Source organism: Acinetobacter chengduensis, assembly GCF_003664645.1.
Classification (GTDB): domain Bacteria; phylum Pseudomonadota; class Gammaproteobacteria; order Pseudomonadales; family Moraxellaceae; genus Acinetobacter; species Acinetobacter chengduensis.
Genome location: NZ_RCHC01000030.1, coordinates 1 through 17,293, shown reverse-complemented (window position 1 = coordinate 17,293; position 17,293 = coordinate 1). Strand labels below are relative to the sequence as shown.

The following is a 17,293-nucleotide window of genomic DNA, read 5'->3' as shown; positions in this document are numbered from 1 at the left end:
TGCATAACAGACACCGCCAACTTGAGTGCGCCAATCATCTTTAGCCTTACTATCATCCCTTAATTTAAAATCAGGGAATACATGCTTAAAGGCAGTTTCTTGAACTAGGTTTCGCGTCTGGAATGCATTGTTGGCCGCCAATGTAGCTGAGTAGCTGATATGAATAAACTCACAATCAGGCACTTTACCAAAGCACCACGCCATGAAATTAATCACGGCCAGCTCAGTTTTAGAGTAGCGTGGCGGAATGTTAATGATTAGGCGCTTTGTCTCGCCACGAAATACTTTCATTAACGCATCACAAACCACGCGATGGTGCCAGTTGTGCATCCACTTATACTTGCGACGCTCTTTGAACATATAGCGTGAAAAGAAGTACAGGTCTTGCTGAGCTTCAATCTGAATCGCAAGCTCACGTGCTGGATCAGTATTCATCAATTACCCGCTCCCTTGCGGCAAGGTAGCTCTCCGTAGAAACATTGGAATTTACAGTCTCGATTGGCTTACCGCCCACACCAGTGATCTCTTGGCGATTCGTAAACTGTCCACCCATTTCCTTAGCAGCCTGTTCGATCCACTTAGGAGTAAAAACAGGGTTATTGGGGTGCTCATCAACTAAGCCTTGCAATAATTGCAAGCGGTAGCGCTTATTCGCGATTGGAATAGCTTCAAGCTCTTCATTAGCTATACGGCGATACTCAAAGAATTTATCTCGAAGCTCTTGGCTTAAATCCTGACCGATTCTTTTCGTTGGATCATAGGATTCACACTGCTGGGGCGAGACATCTAAATTGAATATTTCTTTTACTGTTTTAGCTGCTTGGGTTGGTGTTTCAAACTCAGCAAGCATCCTAACGATGAACAGCTTCACCTTTTTAGTAATACGTGCCATTTCCACCATTCCATCTAAGTACATCTAAGTAAAATGGCAAAAAAATATTTAAACCACTCTTAAATAACAAGTTCCACACGCATGATGGATATCGGCCTTAGCTATTTGTGGTCTTTGATTTTCTGCCTCAACCATTTTCAGAACATCCTCATTTGCACCATAACGGCGGACAACACCCGTAAACTCTTCAACATCATGGCCTTTAATTTCTAAATTAGGCTTTCCAGTCTCTCGGTTATAGGATAGGAAACCAAATCTATCTCGCTTATGAGCTATGTGGTAAAGCTCATGCTCCACCAATGCACAAAAACTTGTATCGTCACATTCAGAACAAAAACAAGCATCTAAGGTGATGAGGTATTCAGGTACAGTTCCAAACCAATCTATTAGCTGTACTTCTTGGCGTTCTTTCTTCCAACCAGAAGCATTAATCATTATTTTTTCTGCTTGGCCAACGACAATTCGACCTTGCTTTTTAAAACCGCCATTTGCCCACATCACGGCGATATCACTGTGTTTAAATGTTCTTAAATGGGTATGATCTGGATTAAAAAGTTTACTTTCAGTCGATAGAAAGGTTGTTTGGATCCAGTCCCATATCTCAGGTGCTGGAACAAACATTGAGTCTGCAATGCCAATTATCGACTCTGGCGGGTACGGTCTTTTCATGATTTTTTCCTAATAAAAAAACCCGCATAAGCGGGTTATAATTTCAGAGAAACCTATTCCACAAATGTGTCATCTCTAACACTATTCAAAACAATCAAGCCTTTGATAGCAAGCTTCAGCTGATTTTTAAAATATGTTGTCACTTCAATGCCTAGAGTCTTTCCTTCGCTAGTAAGTATCTCGACAAAAACATTTGTACCTGAGAAAATTTTAATAAAATCCTCTAGACATCCATATTTATGAATATTTTCTACGTAGTGTTCAGCAATAGTAACGATGCAGAATGATCTTTTTTCTGTAACAATCTCAGGCTGATCTAAATCTATTTCAATCACACATGAATTAGTAATTAAAATCTTATTAGCAATAGGATTTAGTGCTTTGCCTCTTTTAGATATTTTCAGAGATGGCATTAGGGTATCCAAAATTTTCGCTTATATAAAATCTAACACTGTTCAGAATAAAACTAAAATCGCGAAAAAACTTGTTTAGCTTTGGGTAAAGGTTTTGTGCGTGGTTTCTTTTTAGGTGGACGTTTTTTGTTTTCCAAAAATAGTTATCAGCATGCATAAATTTAACCCATTAAAAAACCACCCTAAGGTGGTTTGTTCTATAGCATCATATATTTAGATTTTAAGAAAGTTGGTTATTTCCAATAAATATTTAAAAGCTAAGATTCGGCTTATGAAAAACTTATTTGTAGTTAGGCACAAAAAACATCAAGAGGTACAAATACAACCTCACTAAACATGCCTTTAGGCATGCTTGTCATTATGGCAGTTTTCCATCGATCCATGCATCGACCTACATCAGCTCTTTTACCTACTTCTATAGGTGCTATTACAATTACAAACTTTCCAAGACTATTAAAATAATCAGGAATATTTACAATATAATCATCCATTAGAGTTTTTAAGTGCAAAGTGTCTTTTATCTTTTGGACCAACTCTCTGTGAATTGTATTATAAAAGTTTTTCCTAAGTTCTTTAGTTAACTTTACTGGAAGCTGAGCCATTTCGATTGTCTTAATTTTATTTGCAATGTACTCATCATTTGCAATCAGATCACTAAACTCTAAATATAAAAACCCTTTTTGCGGATGATTATCAAAATAATCTACCGACTTTAATTCTCTCTTTTCGCAATGAACTTTAATACCATGATTTCCATCAATTTTAAAAGCCTTACGATCAATATTGATTTCGCTGAATCTAGGCATTTCGTGATCAATATCTTCTAAAAAAGTGCTAATACAGCGCATATTACCACCCAGACTCTAGAACCATATTGTAGAAAGATTCGCCTAAATCATCTTTAATTTTTAAAAGTGCTTCTTTTGGGGTTAAATTTTCAGAAATAGAAACACCATCATTTGACAATCTATTTATAGCAAAATGTTTATTAATCTGATCATCACTAAGATCTTGCATAATATTTTCAATATACTTAATCATATCAATACTATGCGTAGCTATTACTACATTTATACCATTAGTGCTTAAATCATAAAGACTTTCTATCATGACTTTTTGCCAAGCTGGATGCAAGTTGACTTCAGGCTCATCAATAAAAACGTAACTACCCTTTGCAATAATATTTTTTTTGACTAACAAACCAATTATTCCTAAATTGGTAACACCAGTCGCAGTTAGGTTTAAATTAATATTTTTAGAACAACCTTTGTCCTTAAAATAAATCTCGCCTGTATCGGAGATAATTAGTTCTCCTGATAATGTTTCATTTATCTTGTCATGGATTAGATTGGAAAAGTTTGAAGCCTCATCATCTGCTTTAATATCCAAACTAAGCAATTCCATGAGGTCATAAAAAAATTTAGGAACGCCAGTTAATTCAGACTGATGCTGTTTAAAGGCAAATAATGAATTTCCTCTTGCTCTTCTTTGTATTTCCATTAATGGTTTGCGGAGCTTCCAGTAAATTGGCGACTCAACAAAAACCACATTATGCAAAGATTGAAACTCAGAAATTGCATCGGTTTTTAAATTAAAGTCAATTGCCTCTTTATCGATTGTAATTTCACCCAAGCCTTCAATATTAAATTCAATTAACTTATCTTTTGATTCATTAGAAATTAAATCTACAAGAGACAAAACTTGAAAGTTTTCTTTCAGGTTATTTTTAAACTCTTCATCAAGTTTTCTTGATAAAATCTTTGCGGGGCTCTTTACAGCCTCCTTAAGAGTCTTAATTTGTTTTAAGGATAAAGTAACACGCTCCAAATATTCTGAATATTTCTTTTTATTTTTTAACTCTTGCTGTAAATCTTGAATAGTGTCTTCTATTAGATCAACTTTACTCGCAATATTAAGATTATTAGCATGCTGCTCTAAAAAAGTAGCTCTACCAAAATTAGAATTGATTGATTCATCAAGAGCTTGAAGTTGTTCTTCCAACGCTACATATATTTCTCTAATACGACTACTCGGCTCTCTTGTAACATGAAAGCCATAATGCGATAAGCTATAAATTGAGTTGAATAATTTTTTAACTTCAGTTGTCACATAATCTTTGTTGATAGTACTGAAAAAAGTATACAAAGCTTTCGATAAAAAACTTTTACCTGAAGAGTTGGTTCCTGAAATTACTGTAAAAGGTGCTAAATCTACACGCGCATCCTTAATTTTCCCAAAATTTTTAACTTCAACTTGAAATTTCATAATTTTTTTCAAAAAACACCCATTTACATATAGGTGATGCTACCACAAAAGAATTCCAATAACATTACTCTAGATTTTGATGATTAATTTTTAATTGCTATATTTATTCAAAATAAAACTCCAATTAGATTTTACATTGGAGTTGATAGAGATAAGTGAATTTCCATATGTACATCCACTATAGCTGAAATATGCCATATCCTTTGTACAGGGTCAATATTACTCCTGAAAACAGTCTTTAAAATTTCTAGCAGTCTGTTTTACATTCTCAATAACTCTCTGATCACCCGTGATAACAGCCAGCATATATGCAGCCAGATGCATCAAATTGTTTGATTGTCGAATGATCGTAAATACAAGCTCATCGGGGTAACCATGAGTACTCCTATAAACCGCATGCACACCCGAATGAACAAAGGAATTTAATGCTTTCCACGAAATGTCTTTAAATTGAATTAACATTTCAACCGCTTGTTGTGCTGGTGAATTTGTATTTTTAAGTTCAATAAGCATTTTAGAAATAGAAGGCAATTCCTTGTTATTCCTTTCAGCCCTTTCATTACTCAATTCACCAACGATTAAATCCAGCTGTTCACCATTAGCAACATATAATGACCAATAAGCCTTCACTAATGCCTCATATTGTAGCCTAAACAATGCAAAAGCAGACGTATTGCACTTTGCGTGCGCTATTAAAAATCTTAGGCTTGCCGCATGCTCAATTGAAATTAATCCTAATGAATCTGCTGCTTTAAACTTTGGTGAGTCATCATATAAAGGCGTGGAAGTAATGGGAAAAATAAACTGCCCTTCTAAATAATGTGATGATTTAAGTAATCCAGAAATTACATGCTCATTTATTACCATTTCTCCCCCCTAAAAGCTGGCCGCTAACTGCGGCCAAAATAATCACCCTGGCGCATTAAACCAATTTGGATTTATATCTAAAGTTTCACCATTAGAAAAAGAAACCTGTCTGAAATTTTGGCTAACTAATGGCTCGCCGTTTTCCCCTTTCAAGTTGTATCGTTTACTTAGTTTCTGTGCAAGCTGATTAGAGCGGACAATCAATCCTGAATAAGTGAAAAAATCAGAATGGTTTAAAAACCGAAGTGCATTCCACACGTTCATCATTTTAAAATTTTGTTTAATGATCGCTTCTACCAGTTGCTGTACTTCACACTGATCTTGTCGGTGAAATTCATTACTACGCGCAGTTAAAGTCATTAAGTTGTGTATATATTCCACAGCATTTGGCAATAACTGCAATGGAATCTGATTAACATGATTTACCGCAAAACGCTGGTTCAGCATGTCGTAGATTTCTTTTGTGTTGAAGCTGGACTTCCCCACCAACATTCCGACAGCATTCGCCAAAGGAATTCGATTATTAATATCAGTTAATGTATCTGGCTGACTGACATTATTACGGAAGTAACAATCCTCTAACTGTTCAAAAACTTCCCATGCTTGATCTGTATCCAACATTTTAGCGTGGCGGGCTGCGCCACGTTCCGTCCAAAGGATTAATGACCTAACTTTACTAGAAGTTGCGACTGACTTGAAGACGGTCACAAATTCTTTTAAATCTTGTCCAGAAATTTTTATAAAATGCTTCCCTTCAACAAATCGAATTTTATTTCGTGAGTAATTTTGCTGAATGTTGTTTACATCAGTTGCATAGAAATCAGCAAGCATTGCTGTAGTGACAACTGGGATAGATTTAAAATTAACAATAGAAATTTCTGTATCGTTGATATTTGCAACAATGTTCATAACAAGCCACCTAGTGGTACATGACAGCGCCCTACTGCTCTGTCTTTATCTAGCTAGGATTATGTGCTCATTTTGGGCACAAAAGCAATATTTACTTATCTAAAATTTTTTCTAATCGCTTTACAGCTTCGGCAACTTCAATTTCCCTACCTTTGGCATTTTCTAATAATTCGCTAGTTATTCCTGCAGGAATAGGACGATCACCATCTAACCAATGGTTTATACGGCGCCGATCCACACCTAAAAACTCCGCAAGTTGAATCTTATAGCCTGAACCATATAAAGCCTTGCCAATACTTTCTAGTTGCTCAGGTGTCATACGATGATTGTCATTCAATTCTGACATAATTATCTCTATTTAAACGGGGATAAAGTCACCCGTGACTTACAGTATTTAAAAGTATTAGATCAATTATCTATTCTTTTGTACATATAATAAAAACGTTTAAGAAACATTAGACCGAGTTTTAAGCTAACGTTTCTTAAATGTTTTAGTCATAGATAATTAAAACGTTTAAGCATTCATTTGGTGGGTTTAAGCTAAAACCCAATAAACCCATACCGCACATGCAATGCCGCCAACCCACACTTCACATCCATTCTTGAATCCATCTGACTTCTTTCTTCCGTTACCATCTCCGCCCAAGAAGCGCCATAAAAATACCTGCTCACAATCGCATCTAACCAACCATCCAATACATCAGACTGCCCTTGCATATCTAAAATTAAACGCTGTACGGCACGCGCTTCATTGTCATCAATCTGGCAAGTGATCTTCGTTCGCTTGAGTTTAGTTGGCTCAAAATCACCCGTTAAATAATCCGTAATAATCTGTTGCTGTCTGTCTTTACTCAGCTTCTTATATTTTTGAGCTTTCACAGCACTATCCATAGCCACAGCAATAGGATTTATCGTTTTGCCACAAGTACCAGATACAGAGTTCATCCAAGATCCAAACTGATAAAGCCACCCCTCTAAATCAAAACGACCCCAATCAACCGTTTGCATAATTGTTACTGTTGCATTCATCCCTTGTCCCTCAAACTTCTCTAATATCGATATCGTGTACTGTTTTCATTAAGTGCTTTTTATTACGATAACTTGCTAGTTTTCGCGTGACTGCTGACTTCACATCTTCAACAACCTGCACTCCATTTTCGATGTATGTGAAATCTGCAAAATACCTCAATGCTGGCTTAGCTCTCTTTTCACCTGCAATCTTTACCTTAGGTGCTAACTCAAATTTAACCTGACACTGTAATTCTGAGATTTCACCTCTTTGCATCCTCGCTGTAAGTTCGATATAGCGTTTGTACTCTTTGACGCTATCAAACTTCATTCCATCCTTTTCAATGCGCTGTGCCTTGTATTTAGAAGGCCCTGACTTTGATTTAGCCTTGGGCGCGTACCGATCGTGATATTCAGCGAGTGAGATACTGGTCAAGGCTTCACCCCAAATAACTGTTTTGCTTTTTCAGTCGCGCTATAAGTCCATACCGAGTCTTTTTGCACATATCCCAGTTGAATTAAGTCCGCTAAATAACCGCGAATTATTTGAGGGCTTTTATCAATTTCGGCTTCTTGAATTTCAGAGATACTCACGGATCTATTCAGATGCGCGATATAACGTAGAAGCCCAAGCCTTAATTCAAATTGATCTGCAGATTGAGATTGTTTAGTCTGAATTTTGAGTATGCGGTCATTGAGTGTTTGGGTTTCAGTACTCATAAACCACCTCCTACTCGCTGATCCGCCCAATTGCATTCAATCACCGATAGACCATCGTGCTGAAAGCGTGACCAAAGACGATCACCCAAATCTTTCTGCAGATCTGTCAGTGTCATATTGGAAACGATCATGGTTGCCTTACCTATGTCGTAACGCGAGTACAAAACCTTGTGTACCAGCTGTAAGCGATTTTCATGGCGATCATGCAAACCGTATTCATCCAGAATCAACAAGTCGTATTCAGTAAAGCGATATACGGCGCTTCTCTCGCTGTCATCATGCTTGGTCCATGCATTAGCAATTTCATTGGCCATGTCTTCAGACGTGATGTAGCGAACAGAAATTCCCTTACCTAGCAGTGTTTTTGCTGTAGCACAGCTGAGGTGCGTTTTCCCTGTCCCTGTTTTGCCAGACATGATCAAATTGCGCTTTTGGCCAGCGATCATTGTTCTTGCGAAAGCCACGCATGTGTTCAATGCATTGGATTGGCCAGCATGCGTTACGTTGTAATTTCTAAAGCCTGAGTCTTTGTGACGTACTGGAATCATGGCACCACCAAAATGCAGTTCACGTACCATCTGATCTACATGCTTTTGGTGCTCAAGATTATTTTGGTTCACGTTGTTTTTAGCGCATTCAGGGCAAATCTGGTTTGGGCCTGCTTGCACCATCTGAACGTTGTGTTCAACACAGAAAGCGTGAACAGCTGGGAAATTCATTGAGATCATGGCGTTCACTCGAAATCCTCCGGTATATCAACCTGCATTGGCGCACCTGTTGCTTCAGGAATTGAATTCCATGCATCGTTCACATTGCGAGAGTTTGGTTTTTCAGAGATACGGGTATTTGATTTTTTTGCTTCGCGTTCAGCCTTGGCTAAGTGTCTTTCAAATTCTTGAAAAATCCACTGTGCGAATTTACGGAGTTTTTGGTTATCCGTGATTTGGTGATTGTTTTCGTGGTGAGCGTTGAAGTTCCCCAGATGAAATTCAAAATCTTCCATGCCTAGAATTTCAGAGACACGTTGAGAATATTTTGTGGTTTTCAAAGCTGTGGTCAGCTGTTCAAGATTTGGTTTCCATGCATCTGAATTTTGATTTTCAGCGTGCGCGTTATTGTGTGTGTATATATCTGTTGTATTCTCTGTAGGAACGAACTGCGCTTTTGTTTGCTCCCGAACTGCGCTTTCGTCAGTTGGGGAAATGACGTTTTGTGAATTCGCCAAAATCATGCTTGTAAGCCACTGATCAAAGCGTTCTTCGTTAAATTTAAAGTACATCCGATGATCAAGTCGTTTGTATGTTTCAGAGATTAAACCCAAGGCTACGAGTTTTTTTCTAGCACTCATTTGCTCGCGATAAGACAAGCCTGTTTCTTCTTCAATCTGCTCAGAAGTTTTATAAACGCCCAGTGGGTTATCTGTTTTATCTGCCCAAAAAACCATTTGGCCAAGAAAGATTCCAGCCTTCACACAGCCGATATATTTGCCTAACTTGGGGAAGTAAGCGATTGGTTGCCCTGTGCCACGTAGTGACAAAATATGGCTCATTGAGCGTCCCCTTTTGGCATTTCATAAATAAAACTGCCATGCATTAAAATTTTATTGGCTCGATGTAAGCTGGAAACGATTTCACTCGCTTGATACACAGAGATTCGGTGTTCATTGACTAATGCCTCAATAAACTCATTTCGTGTAATCGCTGCGTTTTTCTCATCGCGGTTGATCTTGCGCAGATTTGCTTTTCTGACTTCTAGAAATGTATCTAGTGACCGTAGCGCAGGCTCATACCATGATTGCGTCCACTGCATCTGCTTGTGTTCAGGCTTTTGCTGAATGGCTTTATTGGTCATCATGAAACCTCCGCTAAAGCGTGTTCAGTTTGAGTAAATCTGCGTTTGGCCAACACTTCGGCTACAGATGCGTTTCGAATCAAATGCGTAAGTGCAAAGTTGTCGTTTCCGCCCAAAAATACGCCATCAGCAACGACTTTGTGTACGGTCATTAGGTCATTTGGTTTATTGGGATCTATAAACACCACAACATCCCCAGCCATATATTCAGTATGTGTACAGGTGCACTTTTCGCAGTTATGTGCTAAATTCTGTTTCATATTCAATTCCCTCAAGTTTTGAATTAGAAGCCTGATGTACGAGATCAGGCTTTTTTATTGCTCTACGCATTTGTTTATCTGCATTTCCAGCTCTGCCAATATTTCGTGTAGTGAATGAATCACCCGCGACATATCTATGGCTTCCCCACGTGTAATACGGCCATCTGCCATCATTTCTTTGAATAGCGCGTAGATGTCTCCACCGCCCATTCCAAAATTCAAAACTAGATCCGTAAGTGCCGTGTCTCTACATTCAGGGATACTTGGCAAGTTAATGGCCACTTTTCCGTGATGTGCGTTTAGGCGTTGCAAAATGCGGTAATCCCCTGTCAGCTCCATAAGCTTTGAAGCTTCTAGCAAGTTAATGTGGTGTGTTTCCGTATTGGGATTTACTTTGCTGTTCAGTACCGCTGGGCTTTTGATGCCCATGCGTGGTGCGAGTGCATTCGCTCCACCTTGGTAGTCGTGAACAGTGTTGTAAGCAGCATCCAATATGTTCATGGCAGTTCCTTTTGAACGTGGTTATTGGAAGGCTGGGTTATTACCATTTTGGTTATTAAGATTTTGAACAGGAAATAATCCAAAATGTTGATGAATCTCAGTTTCAGAAACTTCACCTTTACTGGCTTCTGCTAAAGCTTTACGTAAATTCCGACGTGGTTCTTTGTATCCGTACAACAAGTGTGACTTTATATAACCGACTGTAGTTCCTGCATCTTTTGCATATTGTTCTAAGTCTGCTGGGCTTTGCTTAAGAATGAAGTCTCGAAAATTCATAGATTGATCCTCTCGTATCAATCCAAATATTACCTTTTAGGTAATGCAAATACAACCTTTTTTCTTGTTTACCTTTTTGGTGATAAAACTACAATTGACAGATGTGACATGTCACAACAGATTTAGGAAAAATATGGACAGCAAATCAATTAGATACCAAAACACTCGCTTACTTGTTGATCAAGTTGGCGGTGTATCCAGTTTTGCTGACAAAATTGGTAAGGGACAATCTCAGACCAGTCAATTTGCAGGCACCAATCCAATTAAAGGTATTGGTAATAAAGTAGCGCGTGAAATTGAAGAAGCTTTTGATAAACCTCATGGCTGGTTGGATATTCCACAAGAAGGCACACAAACTATTGAAAAGAATGTGTCAGATCCAATTCCATTAAGTGGGAAATTCGTACCCGTTATCTCTTGGGTTCAAGCTGGAGCATGGACTACTGTCGAATCTGTGCCCGCGGGTACACAGTTTGACGAATGGTTACCACCAAACCCTAAATGCGGAAAAAATGGCTATGGCTTAGAGGTGGTTGGCGAATCCATGCTCCCCGACTTCCGTCCTAGCGACAAAATTTATGTAAATCCTGACTTTCAGGTCAGTGATTTAAAAACTGGGGATCTTGTTATTGTTTCTTGTGAGGGCGATAAAGCAGCAACGTTTAAAAAGCTGATCGTAGAAACAGACAATATGTATTTGCAACCGTTAAACCCTGAATGGTCTGAGAAAGCAATTGCTTTAGAAGATGGTTGTAAGTTGGTGGGTAAGGTTGTTGGATTGTATCGGGATGTTTGAAAAGTAAGTAATAATTAGAATATTAATAAGTTTCTTAGGGGGTGAATATGGCTATAAACGTTTTAACAGAAAATTCTTATCTAGCTTCTCATGAAATAATTACAGGCGGTACTTCAGGTGTTACTAGACTTGCAAGCATTGAATGGGACGATGGATCAATCAAAAAATGCTATATAAAAGTCTACCCAGATCAAGACCGCATAAGAAAACTATGTAATGAGCTTACAGGATTTACTCTTGCAAAAGCACTGGGAATATTACAGCCTGATAATGCAGCTCTCATCCCACTTAGCAAACTTTTTTATAAGGATTTTTCTGATGTAGTTGATCCTAATATCGATGGAATTGTGTGGGCATGGGTTACAACAGAATGTGGGCAAAGTGTTAAAGGTGTTTTCCATTTAAATAATTTTGAAGATCTTCTTCAAACTGATCCGGAAAATACTATTGCTAAATTAATTCAAGCTTACTCCTTAGTTTGTAATCAAAAAAATCTGCCAAATATTATTGCCTTTGATGATTTTATAGCAAATGATGATCGTAATATTGGTAATGTTGTCATGATTGGCGATGGAAATATGGGGATAATTGATCACGGTGAAATACTAGGAAGTATTAATTGGTTTTCTGACTTAGCTGCTCTAGATAAAACTTTAGCTTTTAATAATAAACTATTGAATATTTTAGATGATCAACCCACTATAAAAACACAAACTAAATTCACTACAAAGCATCTTGCAGTTGATGCTGCAAATAAGCACAAAGATGCTTTTATTTCGGTGCAAGAGACACTTACAACTTGGTGGCAAAACTTATTGGAAGTTTCAAATATTCCAACAAAGGATCAACCAAAATATATTGAATATTTAAAAGATTTTTTACATTATCGTTCTATTCAGTCGACAACCGTGTTTGCTAATAGATTGGGACTGGTGGCTTGATATGTCTTTACTTGAACGCCTTTCAAAAGAAAACTCCAATCCTGCAATTTCAGGGGAATGGATGACAATACAGTGGACACCAGACTTAACTACTAAAGAATGTTTTAATCTAGGGGTGGTCTTAAAAACTGAAGATGAAATCTTTGTAAGAACTATTGATCATGATAGCTTTGATCGTTTCGTATGTATGTTTAATGAAGATATGAAATTCCACGCACAACGCATAACAAAATTTGCTGAAATGCTGGTATACGAAGGCTGTTTGGATGTGTCAAAACAATTAGTTTTCGATAATCGTGGATTTATTAGAGGAAAAAGTGGAAGCAAACTTATAGATCATTTATTTGATATTGCTGTTCCATTAGGCAAACCTAGAGACATTAAAAAGCGAAGTTTTAGTGGTTTTCACTCGTTCAATTTGCAACAACTAAGTAACAATTTGATAGATGAGTTAAAACGTCAGGATCATAATGGAGTAAATTTCGAAGGTATTATACCACCTTCAAGATTCATACAGATAAATAAACAAAATATTCATGTTCCATTGCGCCCTAGACATAATAAAACAATTGGTAATTGGGCTAGCGTTGTGTTTGCAGATCCATCAAGAATCAAAACAGACTATTTACAAGCTATTAATGATCTACGAACAGCTTCTGATGAATTAAAAAGAGAACCTTCTTTATTTTTACTTAAACCATCTGAAGAAAACTTAAAAAACCTGAAACAATCAAGAATCGATCAAATTGATGAGGTAATCGATAAGCTCGATAGAACATTACAACCTCAAGGAATTAAGTTGTATAGCGCTACAGATCTTACAAATTTGGCCAAAGAGGTCTATGAATGGGATAGTTTAGTTGCATAAAGTTATATTCCAATAAGATTTAGCTACCCACCCCAACGGTGGGCTTTCTTTTATCTCTTATGAATTAAAAACCAAAGGCCATGATTACATGGCCTCTTTTAATTTTAATCTTCATCCTCAGCCAATACATAATTTTTCTGCTTAAACTCCATTTCTTCAATAGTGTCCTCCATTTCTCGTTGTTCATCATCTGGCATGAGTTCAATTTTTAAAGACTCTCTATATTGCATAGCTTCGGCTTTTAAGGTGAATTTAGCCTGAATACCTAACTCATCTAAATAGCTCTTAACACTCGTTAAAGAAGTTTTGAAAAACTCCTTCTTGTAATTAACTTTATTAACACGTTCATGATTAAAATGATGATGCAATTTTTTCTCAAGCGAAGGCGCATCTTCACTATAAATCATTGCATGCACATCAAATGTAAATGGAACTGAAGCATCACCTAATTCTCTAATACGGTCTAAAGGCTCAAGACGTCTGGTCATTCCAAGCTTTAAAACCTCTTCACCAAAAGACCCGATATTTGAAATTACATATACATGCCCGGCTCTTGTTTGTTGAGCCATTGATAATGCTCGCTGGTTTTTATCCTCAGCATTTTTGAGTTTCTCCATTAACTCTTGCATTTTAAAGTCAAATTTAGCCTTCTCGTCATCAGAAGCTAAATCAAACTCTTTTTTTGCTTTTTCATAAGCTTTCTTAAGCAATTGTTCTTCTTTTTCGGCATCTTTTATTGCTCGTTCATATTCTTTTCTAGCCTTTTCCTCCTCACGAATTTGCTCACGAATCTCCCTCTGCTCTTCACGCTCCCTTTCTTTAAACTCAAGGACTAATGCAGCCCACTTTAGTTCTTCAATCCTTAATGCAAGATATGAAGGATTGATTCTGGCGTTCCTAAATGCCTGTCCATAATTATTTAGAAGTAAATAATCATCTTTTAAAGCTTCGATCAGTTTACCAACATTGTCATGTCTTAAGCGTGATACATGTACATCCGCCTTACTATTAAAGGCATTTGTAATAAAGGCTATAGCTGTTGATTTTCTATTCTCTTCGACGTAGTCACACTCAGCAACAACACATTGCTTAATTGCGGTTTTGATTTCCAGTTTTATCGTCTTTAATCTCTGTGCCGCATCAAGATGCTCATACCCATCAATCAAATCTTCTAAAATCGCCTGATTCGGTAATAAGTATTCATCACTGTAGCCCTGTATTTTATTTTCAAGGGCGTTACAGGTTTTATTCAACTCCATAGTTTTTTGAGCTAAATCGTAATAATCACCAAGTATATTTTTAGCTTGCTGCTCCGTGTTAAATAGAGTTCTTTGGGAATGCTCATCTAAGAATAATTCTACATTTTTAATTTTTTCTTTAATTTGGCGCTTAAAAGCTTCTGCTTCAGCCACAATAGCTCTTTTGTAAGCTTCATGTGATTTTAAATTGGATTCATATTCTTGCTGCCATTTAAGTTTTGCATCACTTATATCATTTGCACATTTTTCTTTTTCAGAGGCTATATGTGCAACAACATCAACAATACCTTGATATTTTTCTAATTCACTTAAACGATTCCCTAGTATCTCTTGTTGATTCAATAACCCGCTAATTTGTCTGTAATCACTGCTAGCTTGAGCTTCAAGTTTACTAATCTTTATAGATAATTTTTTATTCTTATCTTTTAGGTCAACTTCATTAAATTTTAACTCCTTATTTTTTGTGTAAAAGAAATAAACAACACCACCTAAAGCTATTAATAGCAAGAATAGAAAAAATTCCATAGATATATCTATTATTCAAAATTTAACCAATTTTCAGATATTATCCCCCTATTTTCAACCAATTAGAGGATATTTTTTATTTGGTTTTTTAAAAATATTCTTTTATCCTCTACAAATCAAATCAACCAAAAAGATAAATAAAGATAATTTTGTCTTGCAATAAATTACCTTTTAGGTAATATTTATCTCACAGACAACAAAAAAGCACACCGACCTTCTACCTCCGATGTGCTTTGCAAACTGCGAGATAAGTATGAACAAAACCTTAACCCCTTTCAATACCTTTGCTGTTACGGCGCTTACTGCCAGCGTAACAATTGGTGTTTTAGCATACGCATATCAACCAGACTTTGGTTTTGCAACTCAAGCATCAAAGCAAATCGAACCTGCTCAAAATGCAGTTGCAGCTATGCACTTCACTTCTATCAATTCAGGCACCGCCGTCATTCGTTTAGATGGTTTCACCCTAGACGTTAGCTTTGACTTTGACCGTGTAGATGACTCATACGGCGTACCGGGTAGTGAATTTACCAATGCCGATATCACAAACCTGCGTATAGATAACGTTACGGACAGATCTGGTTACCCAATCTCAGACTTTACAGACTTCAATGACCACTTGACCATCAATGCCATGTTGGTTGCACACATGCTTCAAAACAAAATGTTGGAGGCTGTCTAATGGAAATTATTTTTAATCAAACAGGTGAGTTTGAGGCCTACCACGAAGCATGCAAATGGTGTGAAAAAAATGGCTACAGCTACGGATCAATGGCAAGAAACATGCCTATAGGGTTAATGAAAGGCGATTGGGACATAGCAAAATGGTACAACCTTTCAAGTTCCGAAAGAAAAGGACTCGATGGAACAATGACTTGCCAAACTTTCCGTACAGGGCCTGTTTTTATAAATATTACGAAAGTGGAGGCTGTCTAATGAATGCTTATACCAAACCTTTCCGTGAAGATTTCGGCCTTGATGATGCAGGCTTCCACCGCATTCTCATGGGTAATACCGTGTACAGCGTAAAAAATAATGTCATTTATACGTCTGAAAATGGCCAACTGACACAAGTAGATGAAAGCATCCTAACTGCGAAGCCTTGGATCCGTCGCAATGTAGATGAAGTTCTAGGCAAAAAAGAGAAGTTTAAAGCTCGCTTTGCATTCAAAAGCCGTCGTGGGTATGTGATTGAAGTAAATGGTGTTCAGTACACAGCACGTGTAACAACAGATCCAACCAGTGGCTTAGACAGTTATGCCAGCACTTATGCACCAATGTTTTCTTTTAGCCATTTACTGGTAAATGACAACGGTACCTTACGTGCTGTCACTGAAAGCGAAGTCAGTCATCCAGAATTTCAGCGCGTATTTAAGGCGTGTCTGAATGCACGACGTCGATCTGATCGCGTAGCACAGCGCCATAACTTAAACCGCTGGAACTCACGCCATGAATGTGAGCAGTACAAGCTTAAAAAGAACAATACCGATGCCTTTGGCACAACTTTTAAATAATTAAGCTAGGAGAAATAACATGAACGCATTACAACAAATCCAGCTTGAATTAAAAGCGCCAAAAAGCAAATACAACAAGTTTGGTAAATACTACTTCCGCAGTTGCGAAGACATTCTTGAAGCTGTTAAGCCTTTGCTACAGGCAACCAACTCAACTTTGGTTATTACAGACGAAGTTCAACAAGTTGGCCCTGTAGTTGTGGTTACAGCAAAAGTCGTGTTTACCGATGCTGACGGCAAAGAAACCACTGTTACGGCGCACGCTGGTGTGGAAATTGATAAGAAAGGTATGGATGTTGCGCAGACCTTTGGCACATCCAGCTCTTATGCTCGCAAATATGCACTGAATGGCATGTTCTTAATTGACGACACCAAAGACTATGATTCAGATGAATATCACAACCAAGTTAATCAGCAGGCTAACCGCGGTCAGTCTAATCAAGGACAGCAATGCCAATCTGCACCAGCTCAACAGCAAAATAGTAATTCACAACAGAAACCATTAGACCAGCGCTATCAGGATGCTTTGGTCTCTATACGTAATGCTAAAAAACCTGAGACTTTAGACAAGGCTATTCATACCTTTAAAAACACTAAATTCAACAGTCAAATCAATCAGGCGTGCCGTGCCCGTGCCGACCAAATGGGTTGGTCACCTGCTCAGCCACCACAACATAACAACCAGCAGACTAACAACGTACGCCACTAATTGGAGAATAATAAATGAACCCTATTCTTTCAGGCACCGAAGCCTTTGAA

At 37.5% G+C, this 17,293-nt stretch carries 25 protein-coding genes and 1 pseudogene; 7 read left to right on the top strand and 19 right to left on the bottom strand.

Translation table 11 applies throughout. From position 1 onward, the window contains the following. The 18 genes and pseudogenes from D9K81_RS17025 to D9K81_RS16940 all read right to left on the bottom strand — a co-directional run. Positions 1 to 435 (bottom strand): annotated as a pseudogene (locus D9K81_RS17025) (phage terminase large subunit); the annotation flags it as partial. Next, positions 425 to 892: a DUF2280 domain-containing protein gene (locus D9K81_RS17020; RefSeq protein ID WP_120376064.1), complete on the bottom strand. Its 468-nt coding sequence runs from the start codon at positions 890 to 892 to the stop codon at positions 425 to 427. The gene D9K81_RS17020 and the pseudogene D9K81_RS17025, both read right to left, overlap by 11 nt. Positions 893 to 940: 48 nt before the next feature. After that, the gene (locus D9K81_RS17015) at positions 941 to 1,561 is read right to left on the bottom strand and encodes a putative metallopeptidase (RefSeq protein ID WP_120376062.1); all 621 of its coding nucleotides are present in this window, start codon (positions 1,559 to 1,561) and stop codon (positions 941 to 943) included. A gap of 53 nt (positions 1,562 to 1,614) precedes the next feature. After that, positions 1,615 to 1,974 (bottom strand): hypothetical protein, encoded by a 360-nt coding sequence (locus D9K81_RS17010; protein ID WP_120376061.1) that lies wholly within the window; start codon positions 1,972 to 1,974, stop codon positions 1,615 to 1,617. A gap of 290 nt (positions 1,975 to 2,264) precedes the next feature. Further along, positions 2,265 to 2,822 (bottom strand): hypothetical protein, encoded by a 558-nt coding sequence (locus D9K81_RS17005; RefSeq protein ID WP_120376060.1) that lies wholly within the window; start codon positions 2,820 to 2,822, stop codon positions 2,265 to 2,267. Position 2,823: 1 nt separating this feature from the next. After that, entirely contained in the window at positions 2,824 to 4,239 is a 1,416-nt protein-coding gene (locus D9K81_RS17000) for an AAA family ATPase (protein WP_120376059.1), read from the bottom strand. Positions 4,240 to 4,458: 219 nt separating this feature from the next. Beyond that, positions 4,459 to 5,106: a DUF6988 family protein gene (locus D9K81_RS16995; RefSeq protein WP_120376058.1), complete on the bottom strand. Its 648-nt coding sequence runs from the start codon at positions 5,104 to 5,106 to the stop codon at positions 4,459 to 4,461. Positions 5,107 to 5,148: 42 nt separating this feature from the next. Next, the gene (locus D9K81_RS16990; protein WP_120376057.1) at positions 5,149 to 6,015 is read right to left on the bottom strand and encodes an ORF6N domain-containing protein; all 867 of its coding nucleotides are present in this window, start codon (positions 6,013 to 6,015) and stop codon (positions 5,149 to 5,151) included. A gap of 91 nt (positions 6,016 to 6,106) precedes the next feature. After that, positions 6,107 to 6,361 (bottom strand): helix-turn-helix domain-containing protein, encoded by a 255-nt coding sequence (locus tag D9K81_RS16985; protein WP_120376056.1) that lies wholly within the window; start codon positions 6,359 to 6,361, stop codon positions 6,107 to 6,109. Between the two features lie 194 nt (positions 6,362 to 6,555). Beyond that, on the bottom strand, positions 6,556 to 7,044 hold the full coding sequence (locus D9K81_RS16980; protein ID WP_120376055.1) for a hypothetical protein: 489 nt from the start codon (positions 7,042 to 7,044) through the stop codon (positions 6,556 to 6,558). Between the two features lie 10 nt (positions 7,045 to 7,054). Continuing rightward, the gene (locus tag D9K81_RS16975) at positions 7,055 to 7,459 is read right to left on the bottom strand and encodes a DUF1064 domain-containing protein (RefSeq protein WP_120376054.1); all 405 of its coding nucleotides are present in this window, start codon (positions 7,457 to 7,459) and stop codon (positions 7,055 to 7,057) included. Further along, positions 7,456 to 7,743: a helix-turn-helix domain-containing protein gene (locus D9K81_RS16970; protein ID WP_120376053.1), complete on the bottom strand. Its 288-nt coding sequence runs from the start codon at positions 7,741 to 7,743 to the stop codon at positions 7,456 to 7,458. Before D9K81_RS16970 ends, D9K81_RS16975 begins: the two co-directional genes overlap by 4 nt. Continuing rightward, positions 7,740 to 8,480, bottom strand: a complete 741-nt coding sequence (locus D9K81_RS16965) for an ATP-binding protein (RefSeq protein ID WP_407923643.1) — start codon at positions 8,478 to 8,480, stop codon at positions 7,740 to 7,742. The genes D9K81_RS16970 and D9K81_RS16965 overlap by 4 nt, the downstream gene beginning before the upstream one ends. Further along, entirely contained in the window at positions 8,477 to 9,292 is an 816-nt protein-coding gene (locus D9K81_RS16960; protein ID WP_120376052.1) for a hypothetical protein, read from the bottom strand. Before D9K81_RS16960 ends, D9K81_RS16965 begins: the two co-directional genes overlap by 4 nt. Beyond that, the gene (locus D9K81_RS16955; RefSeq protein ID WP_120376051.1) at positions 9,289 to 9,597 is read right to left on the bottom strand and encodes a hypothetical protein; all 309 of its coding nucleotides are present in this window, start codon (positions 9,595 to 9,597) and stop codon (positions 9,289 to 9,291) included. Before D9K81_RS16955 ends, D9K81_RS16960 begins: the two co-directional genes overlap by 4 nt. Beyond that, complete coding sequence (locus D9K81_RS16950) at positions 9,594 to 9,854, bottom strand: type 1 glutamine amidotransferase family protein (RefSeq protein WP_120376050.1); 261 nt, start codon at positions 9,852 to 9,854, stop codon at positions 9,594 to 9,596. The genes D9K81_RS16955 and D9K81_RS16950 overlap by 4 nt, the downstream gene beginning before the upstream one ends. 54 nt (positions 9,855 to 9,908) lie before the next feature. Then, positions 9,909 to 10,355 carry a phage regulatory CII family protein gene (locus D9K81_RS16945; RefSeq protein WP_121523831.1) on the bottom strand — a complete coding sequence of 149 codons (447 nt, stop codon included), beginning with the start codon at positions 10,353 to 10,355 and terminating at the stop codon, positions 9,909 to 9,911. Positions 10,356 to 10,376: 21 nt separating this feature from the next. Continuing rightward, entirely contained in the window at positions 10,377 to 10,631 is a 255-nt protein-coding gene (locus tag D9K81_RS16940) for a hypothetical protein (RefSeq protein WP_120376048.1), read from the bottom strand. Between the two features lie 133 nt (positions 10,632 to 10,764). On the opposite strand from D9K81_RS16940, the gene D9K81_RS16935 reads away from it, so the two are divergent. Genes D9K81_RS16935 through D9K81_RS16925 form a run of 3 tightly spaced genes read left to right on the top strand, consistent with a single transcriptional unit; the run spans position 10,765 to position 13,236 of the window. Beyond that, positions 10,765 to 11,427, top strand: a complete 663-nt coding sequence (locus D9K81_RS16935) for a LexA family protein (protein WP_117007050.1) — start codon at positions 10,765 to 10,767, stop codon at positions 11,425 to 11,427. Between the two features lie 47 nt (positions 11,428 to 11,474). Further along, positions 11,475 to 12,368 (top strand): hypothetical protein, encoded by an 894-nt coding sequence (locus D9K81_RS16930; RefSeq protein WP_120376047.1) that lies wholly within the window; start codon positions 11,475 to 11,477, stop codon positions 12,366 to 12,368. Between the two features lies 1 nt (position 12,369). Continuing rightward, positions 12,370 to 13,236, top strand: coding sequence for a DUF3037 domain-containing protein (locus D9K81_RS16925; protein ID WP_120376046.1), 867 nt, complete (start codon positions 12,370 to 12,372; stop codon positions 13,234 to 13,236). Between the two features lie 104 nt (positions 13,237 to 13,340). Here the strand turns inward: D9K81_RS16925 and D9K81_RS16920 are convergent, their stop codons facing one another. After that, positions 13,341 to 15,020 carry a DUF4041 domain-containing protein gene (locus D9K81_RS16920; RefSeq protein WP_120376045.1) on the bottom strand — a complete coding sequence of 560 codons (1,680 nt, stop codon included), beginning with the start codon at positions 15,018 to 15,020 and terminating at the stop codon, positions 13,341 to 13,343. A 253-nt stretch (positions 15,021 to 15,273) separates the two neighbouring features. Here D9K81_RS16920 and D9K81_RS16915 point away from each other — a divergent pair, with 253 nt between their 5' ends. The 4 genes from D9K81_RS16915 to D9K81_RS16900 are packed head-to-tail and all read left to right on the top strand — an operon-like array spanning position 15,274 to position 17,243. Continuing rightward, complete coding sequence (locus D9K81_RS16915; protein ID WP_120376044.1) at positions 15,274 to 15,702, top strand: hypothetical protein; 429 nt, start codon at positions 15,274 to 15,276, stop codon at positions 15,700 to 15,702. Continuing rightward, complete coding sequence (locus tag D9K81_RS16910; protein WP_120376043.1) at positions 15,702 to 15,956, top strand: hypothetical protein; 255 nt, start codon at positions 15,702 to 15,704, stop codon at positions 15,954 to 15,956. The genes D9K81_RS16915 and D9K81_RS16910 overlap by 1 nt, the downstream gene beginning before the upstream one ends. Continuing rightward, complete coding sequence (locus D9K81_RS16905) at positions 15,956 to 16,534, top strand: hypothetical protein (protein ID WP_120376042.1); 579 nt, start codon at positions 15,956 to 15,958, stop codon at positions 16,532 to 16,534. Before D9K81_RS16910 ends, D9K81_RS16905 begins: the two co-directional genes overlap by 1 nt. 19 nt (positions 16,535 to 16,553) lie before the next feature. Continuing rightward, positions 16,554 to 17,243 carry an ERF family protein gene (locus tag D9K81_RS16900; protein ID WP_120376041.1) on the top strand — a complete coding sequence of 230 codons (690 nt, stop codon included), beginning with the start codon at positions 16,554 to 16,556 and terminating at the stop codon, positions 17,241 to 17,243. Positions 17,244 to 17,293: the final 50 nt, after the last annotated feature.